At 38.9% G+C, this 20557-nt stretch carries 22 protein-coding genes; 11 read left to right on the top strand and 11 right to left on the bottom strand.

Annotated elements, in window-relative coordinates:
* Nucleotides 1–7 precede the first annotated feature (7 nt).
* The 4 genes from CVT17_RS06065 to alaS are packed head-to-tail and all read right to left on the bottom strand — an operon-like array spanning nt 8 to nt 5527.
* The gene (locus CVT17_RS06065; RefSeq protein ID WP_107691670.1) at nt 8–1936 is read right to left on the bottom strand and encodes a transglycosylase domain-containing protein; all 1929 of its coding nucleotides are present in this window, start codon (nt 1934–1936) and stop codon (nt 8–10) included.
* Nucleotides 1933–2475: a septum formation inhibitor Maf gene (maf, locus tag CVT17_RS06060; protein WP_107686902.1), complete on the bottom strand. Its 543-nt coding sequence runs from the start codon at nt 2473–2475 to the stop codon at nt 1933–1935. Before maf ends, CVT17_RS06065 begins: the two co-directional genes overlap by 4 nt.
* Entirely contained in the window at nt 2472–2972 is a 501-nt protein-coding gene (locus CVT17_RS06055; protein ID WP_084042051.1) for a 3-isopropylmalate dehydratase, read from the bottom strand. The genes maf and CVT17_RS06055 overlap by 4 nt, the downstream gene beginning before the upstream one ends.
* The gene (gene alaS, locus CVT17_RS06050) at nt 2969–5527 is read right to left on the bottom strand and encodes an alanine--tRNA ligase (protein WP_107770185.1); all 2559 of its coding nucleotides are present in this window, start codon (nt 5525–5527) and stop codon (nt 2969–2971) included. The genes CVT17_RS06055 and alaS overlap by 4 nt, the downstream gene beginning before the upstream one ends.
* Before the next feature lie 167 nt (nt 5528–5694).
* Here alaS and CVT17_RS06045 point away from each other — a divergent pair, with 167 nt between their 5' ends.
* Genes CVT17_RS06045 through CVT17_RS06035 form a run of 3 tightly spaced genes read left to right on the top strand, consistent with a single transcriptional unit; the run spans nt 5695 to nt 8028 of the window.
* Nucleotides 5695–6564, top strand: coding sequence for a Gfo/Idh/MocA family protein (locus CVT17_RS06045; protein WP_107776484.1), 870 nt, complete (start codon nt 5695–5697; stop codon nt 6562–6564).
* Nucleotides 6564–7517: a ferrochelatase gene (hemH, locus tag CVT17_RS06040; RefSeq protein ID WP_107858923.1), complete on the top strand. Its 954-nt coding sequence runs from the start codon at nt 6564–6566 to the stop codon at nt 7515–7517. The genes CVT17_RS06045 and hemH overlap by 1 nt, the downstream gene beginning before the upstream one ends.
* A gap of 49 nt (nt 7518–7566) precedes the next feature.
* Nucleotides 7567–8028: a response regulator gene (locus CVT17_RS06035; protein ID WP_107858924.1), complete on the top strand. Its 462-nt coding sequence runs from the start codon at nt 7567–7569 to the stop codon at nt 8026–8028.
* A gap of 53 nt (nt 8029–8081) precedes the next feature.
* Here CVT17_RS06035 and CVT17_RS06030 read toward each other — a convergent pair whose 3' ends face one another.
* Genes CVT17_RS06030 through CVT17_RS06015 form a run of 4 tightly spaced genes read right to left on the bottom strand, consistent with a single transcriptional unit; the run spans nt 8082 to nt 11722 of the window.
* Complete coding sequence (locus tag CVT17_RS06030; RefSeq protein ID WP_107858925.1) at nt 8082–8549, bottom strand: phosphatidylglycerophosphatase A family protein; 468 nt, start codon at nt 8547–8549, stop codon at nt 8082–8084.
* 8 nt (nt 8550–8557) lie between these two features.
* Complete coding sequence (locus tag CVT17_RS06025; protein WP_107858926.1) at nt 8558–9739, bottom strand: sulfate adenylyltransferase; 1182 nt, start codon at nt 9737–9739, stop codon at nt 8558–8560.
* Complete coding sequence (locus tag CVT17_RS06020; protein WP_107858927.1) at nt 9717–10607, bottom strand: response regulator; 891 nt, start codon at nt 10605–10607, stop codon at nt 9717–9719. The genes CVT17_RS06025 and CVT17_RS06020 overlap by 23 nt, the downstream gene beginning before the upstream one ends.
* On the bottom strand, nt 10604–11722 hold the full coding sequence (locus tag CVT17_RS06015) for a bifunctional 2-C-methyl-D-erythritol 4-phosphate cytidylyltransferase/2-C-methyl-D-erythritol 2,4-cyclodiphosphate synthase (protein WP_107858928.1): 1119 nt from the start codon (nt 11720–11722) through the stop codon (nt 10604–10606). The genes CVT17_RS06020 and CVT17_RS06015 overlap by 4 nt, the downstream gene beginning before the upstream one ends.
* A gap of 147 nt (nt 11723–11869) precedes the next feature.
* On the opposite strand from CVT17_RS06015, the gene thiC reads away from it, so the two are divergent.
* From thiC to CVT17_RS05985, 6 genes are all read left to right on the top strand, one after another.
* Nucleotides 11870–13168 (top strand): phosphomethylpyrimidine synthase ThiC, encoded by a 1299-nt coding sequence (thiC, locus tag CVT17_RS06010; RefSeq protein WP_107858929.1) that lies wholly within the window; start codon nt 11870–11872, stop codon nt 13166–13168.
* Complete coding sequence (locus CVT17_RS06005; RefSeq protein ID WP_107793769.1) at nt 13162–14262, top strand: Mrp/NBP35 family ATP-binding protein; 1101 nt, start codon at nt 13162–13164, stop codon at nt 14260–14262. Before thiC ends, CVT17_RS06005 begins: the two co-directional genes overlap by 7 nt.
* 138 nt (nt 14263–14400) lie before the next feature.
* Complete coding sequence (locus CVT17_RS06000) at nt 14401–14667, top strand: ACT domain-containing protein (protein WP_107776492.1); 267 nt, start codon at nt 14401–14403, stop codon at nt 14665–14667.
* Between the two features lie 9 nt (nt 14668–14676).
* Nucleotides 14677–16014, top strand: a complete 1338-nt coding sequence (locus CVT17_RS05995; RefSeq protein ID WP_107858930.1) for a PFL family protein — start codon at nt 14677–14679, stop codon at nt 16012–16014.
* 104 nt (nt 16015–16118) lie between these two features.
* The gene (locus CVT17_RS05990; protein ID WP_107858931.1) at nt 16119–16808 is read left to right on the top strand and encodes a cytochrome-c oxidase; all 690 of its coding nucleotides are present in this window, start codon (nt 16119–16121) and stop codon (nt 16806–16808) included.
* Nucleotides 16809–16979: 171 nt separating this feature from the next.
* Nucleotides 16980–17432, top strand: coding sequence for a hypothetical protein (locus CVT17_RS05985; RefSeq protein ID WP_107858932.1), 453 nt, complete (start codon nt 16980–16982; stop codon nt 17430–17432).
* Nucleotides 17433–17515: 83 nt separating this feature from the next.
* On the opposite strand, the gene CVT17_RS05980 is transcribed toward CVT17_RS05985, so the two are convergent.
* On the bottom strand, nt 17516–18118 hold the full coding sequence (locus CVT17_RS05980; RefSeq protein ID WP_107858933.1) for a YagU family protein: 603 nt from the start codon (nt 18116–18118) through the stop codon (nt 17516–17518).
* A gap of 163 nt (nt 18119–18281) precedes the next feature.
* Here CVT17_RS05980 and CVT17_RS05975 point away from each other — a divergent pair, with 163 nt between their 5' ends.
* Nucleotides 18282–19481 (top strand): tetrahydrodipicolinate N-succinyltransferase N-terminal domain-containing protein, encoded by a 1200-nt coding sequence (locus CVT17_RS05975; protein WP_107770199.1) that lies wholly within the window; start codon nt 18282–18284, stop codon nt 19479–19481.
* A gap of 11 nt (nt 19482–19492) precedes the next feature.
* Complete coding sequence (locus CVT17_RS05970; protein WP_107770200.1) at nt 19493–19987, top strand: hypothetical protein; 495 nt, start codon at nt 19493–19495, stop codon at nt 19985–19987.
* Between the two features lie 179 nt (nt 19988–20166).
* Here CVT17_RS05970 and CVT17_RS09595 read toward each other — a convergent pair whose 3' ends face one another.
* Nucleotides 20167–20271 carry a Fic family protein gene (locus CVT17_RS09595; RefSeq protein ID WP_107770537.1) on the bottom strand — a complete coding sequence of 35 codons (105 nt, stop codon included), beginning with the start codon at nt 20269–20271 and terminating at the stop codon, nt 20167–20169.
* A gap of 88 nt (nt 20272–20359) precedes the next feature.
* The gene (locus tag CVT17_RS05960; protein WP_141081831.1) at nt 20360–20557 is read right to left on the bottom strand and encodes a hypothetical protein; all 198 of its coding nucleotides are present in this window, start codon (nt 20555–20557) and stop codon (nt 20360–20362) included.

Here is a 20557-nt window from a genome sequence, read left to right as displayed (position 1 = left end):
TATCTTCCTAAAATAATAATCCATCGTTTTCTTGGTCTTGTATGATATCATTTGCCGGTATATTTTGAGGTAGTGGCGAGTCGTTTGTGTAGTATTCGTCACTGCCGCCATAATAGCCTTTATAAACACCATCTGGCTGCTCAAATGCACGTCTTAAAGTAGGATAAAGCTTAATGTAGCCTTCCATAAATTTTTTAAACACAGGTGCTGCTGTCCTGCCGCCGCCTTCAATCTTTTTCATAGGGCTGTTGTCGTCATTTCCGTACCAGATTATCGCTTCGATATCAGGTGAGTAACCACAAAACCAAGCATCGATGTTATTATTTGTTGTGCCGGTTTTGCCTGCTATTTGGATGCCATTTATTTTTGCGTTACGTCCAGTACCATTATTTACGACATTTTGAAGAAGTGTCGTCATCAAAAATGCTTGTTCTGGTTTTAGCACTTGCTTTCTTTGTGGTTCATAATCCATCGAGGCCCCAAAGCTATTTTCTATATGCTTAATAAGTGTCGGCTCAACCATCTCGCCCTCATTTGGAAACATCGAGTAAAATTTTGCAAAGTCAAGCGGTGAAATCCCAAAGCTTCCAAGTGCGATAGATAAATTTTCTGGGATATCGTTAAAGCCCATATCAGTAAGCTGTTTGCGAACCGAGCTAAGACCAAGATCGTTTAGCAAATTTATGGTTGCGAGGTTACGCGACTGGGTTATTGCTGATTTTATAGTGATGTAGCCTTGAAAGCCACCACTATAATTCTTTGGCGTCCACTCTTTGCCATTTCCCATGTCAAATGTCCTAGCGATATCAGCCACTTGAGAAACGACTGAGTAGCCACTATCAAGTGCTATTTGATAGATAAATGGCTTAAAGCTAGATCCTGGCTGGCGCTTGCTTTGAGTGGCGCGGTTATAGCTGCTTTTTGCGTAGTCGATACCGCCAATTAGTGCCAAAATTTGACCGCTTTGTGGATGAGTGACTACTATAGCTCCATTTAGGATTTCTGCATTTGCTTTTTTGTCGCGTTTTAAAATTTCATTGTAGCCATAGACTAGAGCTTCTTGAGCGATCTTTTGAACATTTAGATCAACTGTGCTTTGTATCTTATAGCCACCAGTTTTTATATCGTCAAATTTCTTTGAAGCCTCTTTTATTATCTCATCGACTACGTAAGGGGCTTTATTTCTTGTGAGTGTATCGTCAAAGACCGCTGGCTCTTCAAGCACACCCTTGCGGTACTCATCCTCGTTTAGCCAGCCGATGCTATACATTCTCTCAAGCACTCTATTTGCACGGCTAAGTGATAGGTCAAGGTGCTTTGTAGGATCATAAGTGCTTGGAGCCTTTGGCAAGCCAACTAGCATGGCAACCTCTTTTATGCTTAGCTCATTTAGCTCTTTTCTAAAATATCCCTCAGCTGCTGTTTTTATGCCATAGTAACCATGTCCAAAATAGACGTGATTTAGGTATCTTTCGATGATATCTTCTTTGCTAAGCTCGCTTTCAAGCTTCATGGCAAGCACGATCTCTTTTATCTTTCTTGTAAATTTCTTCTCACGGCTTAGAGCCAAATTTTTAATGAGCTGTTGTGTTAGTGTTGAAGCTCCCTCTACTAGCTTTCTAGCTTTAATATCTTTTATGGCAGCTCTTGCCATAGCTTCTACGTTTATGCCACCATGCTCAAAGTAGCTTGTATCCTCGATAGCTACGAGCGCTTCGATGACACGCGGCGGGATGTCGTTATACTTTACGTAAATTCTATTTTCTTCAAAGATATTCGCGATGAGTTCGTTGTTTCTATCAAAAATTTGCGTTGTAAGCTTTGGTTTATAATCAATAATAGCGTAAGCATCAAATCTAACTTGTGAGTAAAAATATAAAAATGCTCCGCCAAGCGAAATGGCAACTATAAAGATAAATGCCAAGATATATTTCATAAAAATGCCTTTAATATTTTTAAATTTAGTCCCATGGCCGTGCTAGTTTCGCCGTGTTGGGAGATGATATATTTTTTATTAAAATTTTCTATCGTCATGGCTCCAGCCTTGCCTTGCCACTCATTATTTTTTATGTATTCATTAAGGTCATGCTCGTCAAATTTTTTAAATTTATACGTAGTTTTACTTACGTTTATAAGCTCAAATTCGCCTAAAAATATCATCGCCGTATAGACGCTGCATTCGTTACCGCTTTGTAAATTTAGCATGGCAATCGCTTCTTTTTCGTCCTTTGCTTTACCTAAAATTTTATCTCCACACGCCACACAGCTATCTGCAAAGAGCAAATTTTTAAGACCCATGTTTTCTTTTAAAAATTGCTCTTTTTTAGCTTTTACGACATTTTGGACATAAATTTCAGGCTTTACATTTTTTTCTATCTTGCTCTCGTCAAACTGGAAAGAAATTTGAGTGAAATTTATACCAGCATCTTTTAATAAATTTGCCCTTGTTGGCGAGCTTGAAGCGAGTATTATCATAAAAATACCTTATAGCTTATGCCAAGATAAATAGCTGCTAAAGAAGCTAATAAATTTAGCGGTGTGAAGTAATAAATTATAACGATCAAACTTTCGTTTAGCTCGATCATTTCATGCGATCTTAGTGCTTTTAAGGCCTTTTTGTATCTATAAAATATATAGCTTAAATTTAATAGCAAAAATAGTTCTATTGCGCATTTTGTTGCCACCATCGCACTTGCCATAGGATTTGTTAAATTTGCATCATAAAATCCAAAAATTATAACCACACTTGTCGCTATCACGCAAAGGATTAGTATGAAAATCGCAATGCCAAAGCGTCTTATAATGTGAAGTAATATGTGGTAGCGTTCCTTGTCTTCAAATTTATTTTTTATAAAGTAGCTTCCAACAAGTACAAGACCGGCTTGTAGCCCCACAAAAAGAGCTACAAAGCACACATGCAAAAATAGTACTACTTGGTCAAATTTTATAAAAGCTATATCGTAATGACTCATTTTTCTAAGGCTTGCCTTGCGTACTCAAGTGAATCTTTTATCGCATCTTCTATCATTGATGCATCTTTGCCACCGGCTGTTGCAAAGTCATCTTTGCCACCGCCATTGCCACCTAGGATTTGCGCTGCAAATTTTACCCAAGCGCCTGCCTTTAAAGGAGCGTTTTTAACTCCAGCTGCAAGAGAAATTTTGCCACTCTCATCAGCTTGGATTAGCAAAATAGCAGCACTTTCATGCTCATTTTTAAACTCATCTATCAAGGTTTTTATATCTCCACCATCTACGCTTGTGACGCAAAGCTTGGTTTTATTTATGTCTAAATAGACTAGCTCATGAGAATTTTTAGCATTTTTTAGTTTATCTTTTAAAACTCTTAATTCATTTTTTAGCTTTTTGACCGCATTTAGTGGCTCGGCACTCTTTAGCTCATCTTTTAGCTCATCAATCTCAGCTCTAAATGATTTTGCTAAATTTAGCGCAGCCCTTGAGCAAACAGCCTCGATACGCCTAACGCCAGCACTTACGCCGCTCTCTTTTGTGATGAAAAACGATCCGATCTCGTCTATATTTTTAACGTGTGTACCACCGCAAAGCTCTTTGCTGACGTCGCCAAAGCTAACGACTCTTACATTATCAGCGTATTTTTCATTAAATAGTGCGATAGCTCCACTATTTTTAGCATCTTCAAGTTTCATAAGTTCTGTTTTTGAGTTAGCACCATTTAGTATCCACTCATTTACTAAATTTTCAACCTTTGAAATTTCTTCGCTAGTAAGTGCTTTTGGATGAGAGAAGTCAAACCTTAGCCTATCTGCTTCTACACTTGAGCCAGCTTGAGCGATATGCGTGCCAAGCACGTTTCTAAGGGCTGCATGAAGCAAGTGTGTGGCACTGTGATGACGTGCAGTTTCTGCTCTATCGCTAGAAACTTCAAGCTCTACTTCATCGCCAACTTTTAGTGCCACGGTAGTTTTTACTAAAGATAAATTTAGTCCATGAAATTTTTGCGTATCAAGCACATTTGCTTTGCCTACTATCTTACCGCTATCACCGCACTGGCCGCCACTTTGAGCATAAAATGGAGTGACATCAAACATCACCCAGCCCTCTTTGCCAGCATCTAAACTATCTACATTTTTAAATTCTTCATCAAGCAGGGCTAGAATTTTACTTTTGCTCTTAAGCTCTTCGTAGCCTATAAATTTATTCTCGCCAAATTTTTCAAGTAGCTCTTTAAAGTCGCCCTTCGCGCTCTTGTCGCCACTGCCTTTCCAGGCAGCTTTTGCACGTGCTTTTTGCTCACTCATAAGCTCATCAAACCTTGCCTCATCGACTTTTAGGCCCTTTTCTCTAAGCATATCAGCTGTTAGATCAAGCGGAAAGCCAAATGTGTCATAAAGCTTAAACGCAGCCTCTCCGCTAAAAATTTCTTTTGTATTTTTAAGCTCGCTCTCAAATAGCTCCAAACCGCTAGCAATAGTCGCTAGAAATCTCTCTTCTTCAAGCTTTATCTGCTCTTTTACAGCCGCTTTTTTCTCATTTAGATAGGTGTAGTGCTCGCTCATTAGCTCGCAAACTTTATCGACAAGCTTATACATAAATGGCTCTTTTATGCCTAGCAAGTATCCATGGCGGATCGCACGGCGTAAGATGCGGCGAAGCACGTAGCCACGGCCTTCTTTGTCAAATGTTGTACCTTGAGCTAGCAAAAATGTAACCGAGCGGATGTGATCGCTTATGACGCGGTAGCTAGCGCCACTTTCATAGACGTATGGCTTGCCACAAAGCTTTGCTACTTCGTTTATGAGCGGCATAAAAAGGGTGCTATCGTAGTTGCTAAATTTACCTTGCAAGATAGCAGTAACGCGCTCAAGTCCCATGCCAGTATCAATGCTTGGCTTTGGAAGTGGGCTTAGCTTGCCGTCCGCACTTCTTTCATACTGCATGAAAACAAGGTTCCAGATCTCTAAAAATCTATCGCCATCGCCACCCATGTAGTCCTCAGGTGTGTTAAAGTGTTCAGCGCCTTGATCGTAAAAAATTTCACTGCAAGGGCCGCATGGTCCAGTATCGCCCATCTGCCAGAAGTTATCGTGATCGCCAAAGCGGTAAATTCTCTCCTTTGCGATGTGAGTGCTCCAAATTTCAAATGCCTCATCGTCACTTTCATGAACGGTTACATAAAGTTTGTCTTTTGGTAGTTTTAGTACCTCTGTTACAAATTCCCAAGCGTAAGTGATCGCCTCTTTTTTAAAGTATTCACCAAAGCTAAAATTTCCTAGCATCTCAAAAAATGTGTGGTGGCGCGCTGTATAGCCGACATTATCTAGGTCGTTGTGCTTTCCGCCAGCTCTTATGCAGGTCTGACAGCTAGTGCGGATAGGTGGTGTTGGGCGTGGCACTTCGCCTGTGAAAATGCTCTTAAACGGCACCATACCGGCATTAGTAAAAAGTAGTGTTGCATCGTTTGGCACGAGTGGCGCTGAAGCTACGACTTCGTGACCTTTTGATTTAAAAAAATCAAGATATGCCTTTCTTATATCTAAATTTTGCATTTTTATCCTCGTTAGTTTTAAATTTTGCTCGATTTTAGCTAAAAATCGTTTGTAAATTTATAAAAAAATACAAAATTAATTTTTGCTTAATATATTTTATAAATTTATTTGTTTAAAAGCGATTTGCAATTAAAATAGCCTAAAAATTTATAACTAAAAGGTCTTTAGTGAAACTCAAAATTGGCATTGTTGGATACAATCTGGTTGGCAAGCGGCACTATATGGAGCTGAGGCGTTCTGACAAATTTGAAGTTTGTGGAGTTTTTGATAAAGAAAATAGAGATGATGTTTGCAGAGCTCCGTTTTTTGATGAGTTTAAGAAATTTATAGAAGTTGCCCAACCGCAAGCTGTCGTACTTTGTTTGCCTCAATATGAGATCGTAGAGGCCTTTTGTCAGTGTGCAAAATATTGCCAAAATATCTTGATTTCAAGGCCGATATTTAAAAGTGTGAGCGAACTAAAAGAGATAAAATATGCCTCAGTGGTAAATAAAGTAAGAGTTTGCACTGGCGTTGATGAGCGCTTTAACCCAACCATCGTTTCATTAAAAAAGGCACTTTTAAAAGAAGAAGAAATTTATAGCATTTCAATTGCGCATTTTAGACCACTTTGCGAAGGAAATATTATAAATGAGCTTTCACTTTGCGATATAGACCTTGCGAAAAATTTAGTAGATAGTGAAATTTGTAGCTTTTTTTATACTCAGGCAAATAAAACAAATACCAAAATATGCGACAATGTTGGAATAAACATTAAAATGAAAAATCAAATTTTGGTGAGCATTACCGATTCGTTTTGTGGTTCATTAGAACGTTTTAAAATAGAAGTAAATGCCAAAGAAGGTGTTTATTTTGGTGATCTTATTGATTACAAACTTCACAGAGTAAATGAAAATGGTCAGATGAATTTAAAAACCGATCCTTTAAACAATGAAATAAAAGCCCAATATGATGCCTTTTATGATCTTTGTCAAAGCGGCGAAAGTAGCGAGCTTTCAAGCATTGATGATGCGATAAAAATTAAGGAGTTGTTTTGATGAAAAAGGCACTTTTGCTTTTGAATATGGGTGGGGCAAATAGCCTTGCTGATGTAGAAATTTTTCTAAAAAATATGTTTAACGACCCGTATATTTTGGGTATAAAGAATAAATTTTTAAGAAAATTTGTAGCTTTTATGATCACAAAAGGTAGGCTAAAAACGGCTAAGCATAACTACGAACAAATAGGTGGCAAATCACCTATTTGTGAGCTTACAGCTAAGCTTTGCGATAAAATTTTAAGCTTACAAAATGAGTTTGATGCAGTTGATTTTGCAATGAACTATACTTCACCATTTGCAAAAGATGTGCTTAAAAAATACGAAAATTTTGATGAGATAGTGCTTTTGCCACTTTATCCTCATCATTCGCAAACTACAATAACTTCGAGTTTAGATGATTTTAAAAAAGCAAAAGATGAGCTAGAGATAAAGGCTAAATTTTTTCTTTGCGGGCCATTTTATGATGATGAAATTTATAATAAAATCATAATCTCGCACATAAATGAAGCGATAAATAATATAGATGTGAGCGATGTGGAGCTTATCTTTTCAGCTCATTCATTGCCTCAAAAAATTATCGATAAAGGTGATGTCTACGAAAAGCACATAAATGAGCATGTGCAAATTTTAAGCAAAATGATAAAAGATAGTGGACTAAACTTCAAAGAGATAAATCTAGCCTACCAGTCGCGTCTTGGGCCTGTAAAATGGCTAGAGCCCTCACTAAATGAAATTTTGGCAAAGTGTAAGAGTAAAAAGGCTCTTATCTATCCGCTCTCTTTTTGTATAGATAACTCTGAGACCATTTTTGAGCTAGTTATTGAATATGCAAAGATTGCAAAAGAGCTAAATTTTAGCTTCTACAAGGTTGTTTGGTGCCCAAATTTTAGTGATGAGTTTGCTAGTTTTATCTTACAAAAAGCAAAAACAGCCAAAGAGATTAACTTTTAGGAATAAATCTTGCTTATAAAATATATCTCAATACAGCAAAAGGAGATATATGAAGGTACAAAATAACGACATAATCGATTATTTATTGCAATCAGGCTCAAGCAAAACTAAGGATAAAAAAAATAGTTTTGATGAAATTTTAAGCCTTGCTATGGATAAGATCGCAAGCGATGCAAAAATTTCAGATAAGATTGAACAGTTTAAAAAAAGACTTACTGAAATTGGCGCAGTTGGTTTTATAAGTGAGCTAAATTCTAACAAGATAGAAGAAAAAATAGCCCAAAAGAAAAAGGAGCTAACTGAACTTCTAGGCATAGATGATCCCGCAAAAACACAGGATCAAAAAAATGAGCTGCTTAAAATAATGGATAAAATTTTAAGTGATTACCGCAAAGAGCTAAATATAGCACTTGCTAATCAAGCTCTGCTAGAGAAGCAAAAAAATCTTAATAGTAAGAATAGTAGCTCGGTTAATTTAAGTTCTGTTTTAAATGAGCTAGGACTTGCTTAAAATTTATATAAAAGATATTTAAGCCTATATAACTTTGCCAAAAATCTATATTTTTACGGCAAAGTTATGCCAAATTTTATAGCAACCCCATATATTATTGCGCTAATTATTCCAGCAAAAAAACCAGCCACCATATCATCGCCCATTACGCCAAGGCCACCTTTTACATTGCGGTCGATCCTACCTATTATCGAAGGCTTTTTGATATCAAGCACTCTAAAAAGCACAAGTGAGAGTATGAGTTGAGAGATCGTAGCTCCGCTAATGGCAATAGCAAGCCAAACTCCAGCAACTTCGTCTATAACAATAAAACTTTCGTCGTGAGAATTTACCTTTTTTTCAAAATCATCTATAACGCTAATACTTATCAAAAAGAGCAAAATACTAGCTAGAAAAAGTGTGGTTGATGATAAAAAATAAAGTACAAAATAAGCTACCACAGCGCCAGCGATAGAGCCCCAAGTGCCAGGTGCTTTTGGCAAAAGTCCAAATCCAAAAAAAGTTAAAAATAGTTTTTGCATAAATTTCCTTAAGTAAGTGATGACGTTTGATAAAGCTTCATAAGCTCTTCGTAAAAGTCGCGGTCAGTTTTGTTTTCAAGTAGTCCTGAATTTACAAAAAGATCATCACAAAGCTTTTGCACATCTTTGAAGCGATTTGTAAAGAGTTTGCTTAAAACCAGTGCAGAAATTTCTGGCCTCACAAGAATGGCTGGTGGCATAATGCCGTTAAATAGCAGCTCCTTGATAACATCTGGATGATATTTGATCTGATGGTGTTGTCCGTGTGGGCAACTTTTAGTGCTAACTAGTGTCTTGCATTTGTTGCAATAAACTAGCTCTGGCAGCACGATTACCTCTAAATTTAGGTCGTTTTTATAAATATCAAGAATCGTATGAGCTTCATTGTGATCAAAAAACATCCCGATTCCTGAGTGGTTTTGTCCGATGACTAGCTTATTTGCCCCAAATCTTGAAGCAGCGATGCACTCAAGCGTTGGGTTTGCATGTGAGCTAAAAAGAGTCGTATTTTTTAGAGCAAAGACAAAGACCTTTTTTGTCGGCAAATAATTTTGTATAAAATAATCTAGCACTTGCTTTCTAATCTCGTAATCAACATGCTTTTCTTCACGTGTTCGTATTAAAAAAATGATTACTAAATCAGCCTTATCAATAGTCATTCTAACAAGGCGCTCGTGAGCTCTATTAAATGGATCAGCCGTTAAAAAGACAGCCGTTATCTTTTTAGCACCATCTTCTTTTATTAGATCATTTAGTGCATTTTTACTTATTTGCATACTTTCATCATAAAGCTCAAATTCGCCACTAATGCCGTATTTGCCTAAATTTAGCTCTTTATCATTGCTGGCTTCGTTTGCTAAAAATATATTTTTAGCCCTCATGCTCTCGTCAAATTTAAAGACTTTAGCAACATTAATGTGTCCAACGATCTTACCATCAAGACTTAGATTTACCTTTTGTCCAGGAGTAAGCTTGCTAGCAATATTTTGATTTAGCTCGCCAAATGGAGCAAATCCAAAAGAATACGGCATCGGCTCGCCATTAAAATAGCCTTTTTTACTCACCTCTTTTATCTGTTCATCATCCATAAGCGAGTCGTAATCTGAGAGAATTTTATTTTTTATTAGCTCTAAAGCACCAAAAACTTCGGTATTTATAGAAATTTCACTATTTTTTCTTGCTGACGTCATATTTCTTTCTCTTTTCCCAAAGTGATTTTCTAGAAATTCCAAGCTTCTTGCTAAGTTCTGTATCAGGGAATTTATCTTGATAATTAACGATTATGTACTTTATGTATTCATCGATCGTAACGATCTCATCGATATTGAAATTTTTATCGCGTCCTGAGAGTTCAAGCTCGTCAAATGGTGCTTTTTGTGCAAAATCGCTAGTTGAGATCGCGATCTTTTTCTTTTTGCAAATTTCTAAAATTTTCTCTTTTTCTTCTTGTTTTAGCTCCTCTAAATTTGTCATATAGATTAGCTCATCACCATTTTTGGCTAGTGCCTTTTCAAGCTCAGAGAAACAGGCTTTGCCTAAAAATAAAAATGGCAATTTGCAAGCTTTTACGTAGCTAAATATAAATTTATCGCTGTATCCGCTTTTGCTTGATTTTAAAAGCAGTGGAAATTTTATCTTTTTTGCCTCAAAGCTAGAAATTTCGTACTCTTTTAAAGCGTAATTTACGTAGCTTTCGTAGTTTTTGATCTCGTTTTTGAAATTTCTAAATTCCTCAAAGTGCTTTATCTTTCTAACCAGCTCTTCTATCATAAATGGCTTTTGGATGTAATCAACTGCCCCTGCCTGGATCGGTTTTAGCACAGTGTCGCTGTTGATATAAGCGATTAATAAAATGATGATAGAGCTTTTAAATTTTTCAATAACAGGGTAAAAATCCTGCCCTGGAAGTGTGGTAGAAAGTAACACTACATCAAAATTTTCAAACTTCAATGCCTCTTTTACGCTTTTAGCGATCTCGCAGTCGTAGCCAAAGTCAGCTAGTTTACTAGCCATCGAGCCAGCTAGGTAAATTTCATTTTCTACTATTAAAATTTTCATATTTGCTTCCAATTGTAAAATTTAAGGCTTGCGCTTGCCATTACGGCGATCCCTTCGCATCTACCAACAAAGCCAAGCCCTTCAGTAGTCGTTGCCTTTACATTTATGCGGCTTTGGCTTAAATTTAGAGCTTTTGCGATATTTGCCTCCATTTTTGACTTTAGTTTTGAAATTTTTGGTTTTTGTGCCATTATCGTGATATCAGCGTTTGTTAGCACAAAGCCCACGCTTTGCACCCTTTTGTAAGCTTCCTCAAGTAAGTAAATGGAGCTAATATCTTTAAATTTAGCATCCGTATCAGGGAAAAGCTCACCTATATCGCCAAGCCCAGCAGCTCCCAAGATAGCGTCAGTTAGCGCATGAAGTGCCACGTCGCCATCGCTGTGAGCTTTTAGCCCAAACTCATAGTCGATCTTCTCACCACAAAGAACCAAAGGACGACCTTTTTCAAACTCATGCACATCAAAGCCATTTCCTACAAAGACTTCATTTTCAGGCTCTTTTAAAGCAGAAATTTTAGCAAGATCCTCTTTGTAAGTGATCTTTCTTGCCATCTCATCACCTAAAATTTGCCATACGCTTGCGTCAATGGCTCTCATAGCCGAGCTATCATCTGTGTAAATTTCACCGCTACTAAGAGCTTTTTTAAGAAGTGCTGTGCGCGAGAGTTGCGGCGTTTGGATCAGTTTTACCTTATCTCTATCAACCACATTTTCGCCAAGATAAGCGGTGTCTGCGATCTTTAGCGCTGGAACTACACAATCAGCTTGACTCGCTGCCTCTATAATTTTGTGAAAAAGCTCGCTTGAGATGCAAGGGCGAGCGATGTCGCTAACTAAGACAAATTCACTATTTACTAGCTCAAGCGCGTTTTTTAGGCTATCTTGTCTGGTTTCGCCGCCATCAACAAATTTATAATTTGGAGCAAATTTTGACATATATTTGCACTCTTTGCTAACGACAATGATCTCTTTAAATGTGTAAAAGTTACTCAAATTTTTAGTGGCAAATAGCCAAAGTGGATCGCTTCCTATTCGAAGCCATTGCTTCTTTACTGGTAGCTCAAAACGGCTAGAATTTCCTGCTCCAAGCATTATAAGTGATATATCAAGCAAGATAACTCCTTTGAAAATTGTTACAGAATTATACATCTCAAAACTTCAAAATTTCTTTTTAAAAAGTAAATTTTTAAAAGCTTATTTAGTTAGTTTAAATCAAAAAAGGACTAAAATTAGGTTTTTAAAAATCAAAAAAGGCCTTATATGAGAGATAAGACGCAGATGTATTATGCTAGGCGCGGCGAGATAACGCAAGAGATGAGCTATGTGGCAAGGATCGAAGGGCTTAGTGAAAATTTAGTGATGGATGGGGTTGCAAAAGGTAGCATCATCATCCCAGCAAATATAAATCATAAAAATTTAAAGCCAATGGGCATAGGCAGAAAGCTAAAGACAAAGGTCAATGCAAATATCGGCAACTCAAGTCTAAGTAGTGACATTTGCACGGAGCTTAAAAAGCTTGAAATTTGCTTAGAATTTGGCGCTGATACGGTTATGGATCTAAGCACGGACGGCGATTTGGATGCTATTAGAAGTGCGATCATCGAGCATTCAAGCGTGCCAGTTGGCACAGTGCCTATGTATGAAATTTTAAAAGAGGCAAAAGAGGTTACAAATATCACAAATGAGCTCATTTTAGAGATACTTGAAAAGCAAGCAAAGCAAGGAGTTAGTTACTTTACGATACATGCTGGATTTTTGCGTGAGTTTTTGCCGCTTGTTAAAAAGCGTAAAATGGGCATAGTAAGCCGTGGTGGCAGTTTAAGCGCAAGCTACATGTCAAAGCTAAATAAGCAAAATCCATTTTATGAAATTTTTGATGAAATTTTAGAAATTTGTGCAAGATATGACGTCTCGCTCTCGCTTGGCGACGGACTTCGCCCAGGATGCCTTTTTGATGCGACAGACGAGGCACAGCTTAGCGAGCTAAAGGTGCTTGGGGAGCTTACGCTTCGTGCGTGGCAAAAAGATGTGCAAGTGATGATCGAAGGCCCTGGTCATGTGCCATTAAATCAAATTGAGTATAATATGAAAATCGAACAAGAGCTCTGCCATGACGCCCCATTTTACGTGCTTGGGCCGCTTGTCTCAGACATAGGTGCAGGATACGATCATATCACGTCAGCGATCGGCGGCACGATGGCGGCATATCACGGCGCTAGCATGCTTTGCTACGTGACGCAAAAAGAGCACCTTGGCTTGCCAAATGAAAATGACGTAAGAGAGGGCATCGTAGCTCACAAGATAGCAGCTCACGCCGCAGACGTCGCACTTGGAAAGGTGGGAGCGATAGAAAAGGATCACGAGATGAGTGATGCGAGATATGCGTTTGACTGGAACAAGCAGTTTGAGCTTAGCTTTGATCCAAAAAAGGCTAGAGAACTTCACGATGAAAGCTTGCCAGAGGACGCGTTTAAGAGCGCTCATTTTTGTTCGATGTGCGGACCAAAATTTTGTGCATATAAAATTTCAAAAGATCTAGATAAAGGAGAAAAATGTTAAATAAAGAAGAGGTCTTAAATAGGCTAAAAGGTGTTATATATCCTGGTTTTGAAAAAGATATAGTTAGCTTTGGCTTTGTAAAAAATGTAGAAATCGGCGATAAAATTACAATAGAAGTCGAGATCGTCAGCTCAAGCCCAGAAGTGGCAAACGAGCTAAAAACGGACATCAAACGTGTCATGGGCTCAAATGAGTATGTGCTAAATTTGATCCAGCCAAAGATACCTGAGGAGAAAAGTAACACTCAAAGTGGCAAAAATATCGCGCCACAAGTTAAAAATTTCGTAATGGTAAGCTCAGGTAAAGGCGGCGTTGGTAAATCAACCACGACTCTAAATTTAGCCATCTCAATGGCAAAACTAGGCAAGAAAGTGGGAATTTTAGACGCTGACATCTACGGACCAAATATCCCAAGAATGCTTGGCGAAGTAAATACTCAGCCACAAGTCGTTGGTAACAAGCTAAAGCCGATACTTAGCCACGGAGTTGAGATGATGAGTATGGGTGTTTTGATGGAGGAGGGCATGAGCCTCATATGGCGTGGCTCGATGATCATGAAAGCGATCGAACAGCTATTAAAAGACGTGCTTTGGAGTGAGCTTGATGTCTTGTTTCTCGACATGCCTCCAGGAACGGGAGACGCGCAGCTAACTCTAGCTCAAAGCGTGCCGGTAACGGCAGGTGTCTGCGTCACAACGCCACAAGTGGTAGCGCTTGACGATAGCAAACGTGCGCTTGATATGTTTGAAAAACTTCACATCCCAATCGCTGGCGTCATCGAAAATATGAGTGGTTTCATCTGCCCAGATAATGGCAAAGAGTATGACATCTTTGGCAAAGGTACGACTGAAGAGATAGCAAAAGCTTACAATACGCAAATTTTAGCTGAAATCCCTATCGAGCCAGCTGTTCGTGTGGGTGGCGATAATGGTAGGCCGGTTAGTTTTTACGAGCCAAACTCAGTCACTGCAAAACGCTACGAGAGTGCGGCTGCTAGACTTTGGGAAGTGATAGAAAATATAAATAGTGATGGTGGAGCTGATAACTCAGCGATCCAGCCCGTAAATGACGGCAAGAGTGCTTGCTCGAAGTAAAATTTACAAAAGATAAAATTTAGAGCAAATTTTAAAATTTGCCAGTTTGAATTTGGCTACCAAAATTTAGCTTTGCTTGATGCTTGGCTTAAATTTTGGAGCCAAAATGCAATCATTTAAAATTTAATAGGAGAAAACATGAAAGCGATCGTAACCGTAGTTGGAAAAGATAGAGTTGGCATCGTTGCTGGCGTCTCAGCAAAGCTTAGCGAGCTAGGACTAAACATAGATGATATCTCACAGACTATTTTAGATGAGTTTTTTACGATGATGGCAGTGGTTTCAAGTGAAGAAAATAAAGACTTTACGGCCTTAAGAGCAGAGCTTAACGAGCTTGGAGAGAGTCTAAAAGTAAAGATAAATATCCAAAGCTCCGCTATCTTTGATGCGATGCATACAATCTAAGGAAAAACAATGGACATCAAAAACGTAACCGAAACGATCTCGATGATCGAAGAGCAAAATTTTGACATCAGAACGATCACGATGGGCATTAGTTTGCTTGACTGTATCGATCCTGATATCAACAAAGCTTGCGACAAAATTTACGCAAAAATCACCGCTAAAGCCAAAGACCTAGTCAAAGTGGGCAACGAGATTTCTGCTGAGCTAGGCATACCAATCGTCAATAAAAGAGTGAGCGTGACGCCTATCTCGATAATCGGCGCCGCAACGGACGCAAAAGACTACGTGATGATCGCAAAGACGCTTGATAGGGCGGCGATTGAAGTTGGTATTGATTTTATAGGTGGTTTTTCAGCTTTAGTTCAAAAGGGATATCAAAAGGGCGATGAAATTTTGATAAATTCTATCCCACAAGCACTTTCTCAGACTTCAAAAGTATGTGCAAGTGTCAATGTCGGCTCAACGAAAACCGGCATAAATATGAGCGCTGTGCGTGATATGGGACGCATTATAAAAGAGACGGCGGCAGCATCTGAGATGGGTTGTGCTAAGCTTGTCGTCTTTGCAAACGCAGTCGAGGATAATCCTTTTATGGCTGGTGCATTTCATGGCGTGGGCGAGGCCGATGTGGTGATAAATGTCGGCGTTTCTGGCCCTGGCGTGGTAAAAAGAGCCCTTGAAAAGGTGCGTGGCGAGAGCTTTGACGTGGTGGCTGAGACCGTTAAAAAAACGGCGTTTAAGATCACGCGTATCGGCCAGTTAGTTGGTCAAATGGCGAGTGAGCGCCTTGGGGTTAAATTTGGTATCGTCGATCTCTCTCTTGCTCCGACACCAGCTGTGGGCGACTCGGTAGCTCGTGTGCTTGAAGAGATGGGGCTTGAGGCTGTTGGTACGCATGGCACGACTGCGGCACTTGCTTTGCTAAATGACGCGGTCAAAAAAGGTGGCGTCATGGCGTGCAATCAAGTTGGCGGCTTAAGCGGTGCATTTATCCCGGTCTCAGAAGATGAGGGCATGATAGCTGCGGTGCGCGCTGGATCGCTAAATTTAGAAAAACTTGAAGCGATGACCGCGATATGCTCGGTTGGTCTTGATATGATCGCCATACCTGCGGATACGCCAAGTGAAAGCATAGCTGCGATGATCGCTGATGAGGCGGCTATCGGCGTTATAAATCAAAAAACAACGGCCGTTCGTATCATACCTCTTGGACGTGAGGGCGATATGATCGAGTTTGGCGGCCTTTTAGGAAGAGCGCCTGTGATGAAGATAAACAAAGCCTCAAGTGCCGACTTCATCGCTCGTGGCGGACAAATTCCAGCACCTATTCATAGTTTTAAAAATTAATCTTCAAAGTCCGCTTAAATTTGCGGACTTTTTCTTAAATTTATCCTAATCTTTTCAACTGCTTTTAGTTAGAATAATAAAAATTTTTAAGCCAAGGAGCTAAAATGAAAATTTTATCACTGCTTACGGCGCTACTTTTTGGAGCGGTATGTGGCTTTGCAAATGACGGCAAAGTTAGAAGTATCGACATCTACGTCACGCCATACTACTCAGCAAATGCTGGCAAGGTGGAGTACGTCAAGGTCTATGACAAGATAGATGAGCTTTTAAAAAGTGGCAGAGAAGAGGACTTTAAAAAGGCTGAAAAGATCGTGCAAGACGCCCCACAAATGGTCTCTCCGATAACTCTTTTTGTCCTTTCAGCTCGCGCATACGATCTTGGACTTCGCGATGATGCGGTATTTTGGTTTTATGCGGCAAAAAATCGCGCGATCTTGCTAAGAGGCGTTATAGACATGGAGGGCGAGAAATTTACTGACGTGGTGGCCGCGATAGGGGCGTTTATGAAGCTTGTTGGCGACGTGGTCAATCCTTATGCATTTTGCGATATCAAAAAGCAACAAGATATCGCTGATAAAGCGCTTGAATGGACCAAGAAAAATGCCTATGAAGCGATGTTTTCGCCAGAATTTAGCTCGCCTCACGAAGATAGAAAAGCAGCCCTTGCAAAAGGCATAGAAAAGCTAGAAGCCCGCAATAAAAAGGAGAAAGATTACTTTTTAGACAAGGATAATCTCGCTAACTTTAAGGCTATGCGCAAGCAAAATGGCACTGATGAGAAATTTTGCTTCTAAATAGCGAGAAAAACTGAAAATTTGCTTGTAAATTTAGCTTTTTCTTTATGCTAAAAGGGCAAATTTACAAGTTATCTTCATTTTAGATGATAAATTTTAGCTCATTACAAATTTGCTTAAATTTGGCTCTTTTCATAGGAGTAGCAAAACTACAAAAAATGAGAATAAAAAATGACTTTAAAATTTGGCAAGCTTGAAAAAGTAGCAACGGATGAAGGTTTTATTTGGTACGCCCAGACGGAGCTAAAAAGTGAAATTTTTGGGCAGGTGCTCTTTTGCCTTATCTCGGCAAATGGGGTAGATGTGGATGATGAGACTACTTTGCTAGCAGAGCGTATCGCTCAGGATATCGACCGGCACATAAAAGATGCGCTTACGTTTTTGCAAGATGAGCTTAAGCAAAAATACCTTTTGAGCAAGGATGAGCTTAGAGCGCTTGATGTGCCAGTTTACGAACTGCCCTTTAGCTCGCCTCAATGCACCTTTTATGCGCATGATAAGCAGTGGCTGATGAGATTTGCTGAGGGTGCGCTTGATATTTGCGAGCCTTTTGGTATTGGGTTGATTTTTGAAGGTGAAAAGCCACTTCGTTTAGAAAATTTAGAGCTTAGCCAAGAGTGCTAATCGCGGATAAATTTTGCTTTTAAATGGTGAGATAAATTTGGTTGCTGTTTTAGGTTTTAGCCCAAAACAGCAAAAATTTGCATTTATGCGTTGCAGCAGCAATAATCACTTGGATCTTTTTCTTTTGTGATCCTAGCTCTTAGGTCGTGACGGATGATCTCTATCGACCAGAACCATATCATGTGACCGACAAATTCAGATACATGCTCGTACCAAGGGAGTGTCCAAAGTGGTGGAGTAAGCCCCAAAATAGGTAGTGTGATCACGTGAACAGCGATATTTACGATAATGCCAACTAGTAAGCCTTGCCATATTGTAATCTTTGGAAATCTTTCAGCCAAAACACAATAAGCAACCGCAAAAACGATCGAAAATAATATATGCGTCATCATTACGTAGTTAAACGCATGCCCTGCAAACTCATAAATAGCGGCATTTGGATCGGTCACTCCCAAATAATCTCTTAAAAATACATAAGGCGGATTTAAGAAATTTCTAGAGCAATCGATCGCATCGGCTGCTCTAATGGCACTTTCTGGCCCGCAAGCAGCGTTAAACATATTCATCGGACTTCTTGGAGGAAGTGGGAATTCCGCTCCCCATTTGACAAAGGCTGAGACAACACCAGCGATAAGGCCGATTAACGCAGCCAGAGCAAATTTAGGTTTTGTTACTAAATTTGACATTTAAACCCCTTCTTTAAATTTGCAAAATCTTATTGCAATTTACTTTATGATAAGATTAATCATTATTAAAAATATAAAAATATTTAAAATTTTAATGGACTTAAAATCATAAAATTTTTAGCCATTTTTGGCTAGACTAAGAAAAAAATTTAAAGGAGAATAGATGTCTAAAGAGTTTAAAGATGCAAATGAATTTAAGGAATTTTTTGAAGAATTTAGGAAAAAAGATGGTTACAAAGATCCGCTTGCTTTTGGTATCGCTAGGATCGATCGTGGACAAAAAAATACAGATAAAATTTTGCAAGCGACTTTTGCTGTTGTAAATTACAAAGAGAGCTTTTTAAGCGCTGCTGCTTATATCTATGCTTTGCAAAAATGTGATGTTAAGGTTGATTTTAATGGCTCTGAATTTGTAGCTGATCTTACGCCAAAAGTGGTGAAAAAAGCTATCAAGCTCTTTAGTGTTTTTGAAAAAGAGATAAGTTCTCATAAAAATGTACAAAATTTGCATGCCGTAAAAATGGCATTCGATGACGATCTTGAACTAAATGAGAATAAATTTAAGCTTGTATTTTTGTTTGATGATGCAAAACCACTTAGCGTGGAGGCCGTATATCTTAAGCTTTACTTGATCTCACTTGGTAAAGTTGCACCTAGAACGATCGTGCTTGATGGAGCTTTTGGTACGTTACCAAATGTTGCATGGACTAGCCAAAATACGCCGATTGAGCTTGAATGGCTAAGAGAAAATGAAATTTCTCTAAAGATGTTTGGCGAATACCCAGCGATCGTTAGTGTGGATAAATTTCCAAGATTTTTAAGCCATATCATTCCGGCTGATAACACGAGAATTTTAGACTCAGCTAAGGTTCGCATGGGCGCTGCCGTGTATCCTGGCACAGTCGTTATGCCTGGTGCTGCCTATATTAACTTTAACGCAGGTACAACCGGTGGGGTGATGGTTGAAGGTAGGGTTAGTAGCTCTGTCGTAGTTGGCGATGGTAGTGACGTAGGTGGCGGAGCTAGCATACTTGGCGTGCTAAGTGGCACAAACGGGAACCCTGTAAGCATTGGCAAACACTGCTTGCTTGGCGCAAACTCAGTCACAGGCATACCTCTTGGCGATAACTGCATCGTGGATGCTGGCATAGCAGTGCTTGAGGGCACAAAAGTCTATATATCAGCTAGCGAGCGCGAAAAGCTAGCCAAACTAAATCCAGAGTTTAAATTTGAAGCTGAAATTTACAAAGCGCTTGAGCTTGGTGGGCTAAATGGACTTCATTTTAGACAAAATAGCCAAACAGGTCAGATCACTGCAAGTGCGAGCAAAAGGGCGATCAAGCTAAATGAGGCACTTCATTAAAAGGAGCTAGCATGAAAGTTGGCATTTTGATGTTTGACAAGCTAAATCTACTAAGCTTTGCCAAAATTTATGATTTTTTACATAAATTTGAGAATTTTAATATCAAGACTTACGCACTAAAGCCTGAGGTTGTCGATGAATTTGGTGTCAGGCTTCATCCAGAAATTTATGCTGAAAGCCTTTATGGTGTGGATATCTTAGTCGTGCCAGATGGCGTTGGAGCACTTGGATTAAGATACGATGAGATATTTTTAAGCTGGGTTAAAAGCTCAGCGAGTGCGAAATTTAAGATAGGTTTTGATCTTGGCGTGCTTATCCTTGGTGGTGCTGGATTTTTAGAAGACAGAGAGGCTTGCATAAGGGGCGGATACAAAAATGCACTTAGTGACTACTGCGATGTTAATGATGCCAAGATGTGCGAAAGTAGGGGTGTCATAAGCGTTAGTGAATTTGATGATAGAATCAAAGAACAGCTGACAACGATACTAGGTAAAGATAAATTTTAATGGCTTTGACTCTTAAATTACGATAGAAATTTTATATTTTTAGTAAGCTTATAGCTTGTTTATAGCGCTATTTACCGCTTGTAGGTGTGCTACATTATCCACTCTGTGAAATCAAAATTTAAATTATTTCCAAGATTTGTTATCTGCTCTAAAATTTCATAATAATTTTTTCTATTTGCTTAAATAATGCTAGAGATAGAAAATGGATTAACACCATCTTCTCTTAAAAAGTAGTGCGCCAAAGCCCTTGTTATGCGTCCATTACCGTCATCATAAGGATGGATAAAAAACTAAAGATGTGCAATAAAACTTTTTAGATATGCGTTTTCAAGGCTTTTGTTGATAAAATTTTAAAAGTTCTCATCTCATCTTCTATACCTCTACTGGCAAGGCTTCATAGTGGATTTGCACATTTTCTGGAGAGCCTGAGACGACGCTCATCTCATCATCTCTAAACTTGGCTCGTTTTATCTTGTAAGTTTTGCTTTGGATATATTCAAACAAGGTATTGTGCCAGCCATGTAGCCGCTCGAGGTTCATATAGTCTTTGTTTAAATTTACTTCAAACAT

The organism is Campylobacter concisus, assembly GCF_003048775.2.
Taxonomy (GTDB): Bacteria; Campylobacterota; Campylobacteria; order Campylobacterales; family Campylobacteraceae; genus Campylobacter_A; species Campylobacter_A concisus_I.
This window is presented reverse-complemented; position numbering and strand designations above follow the sequence as displayed.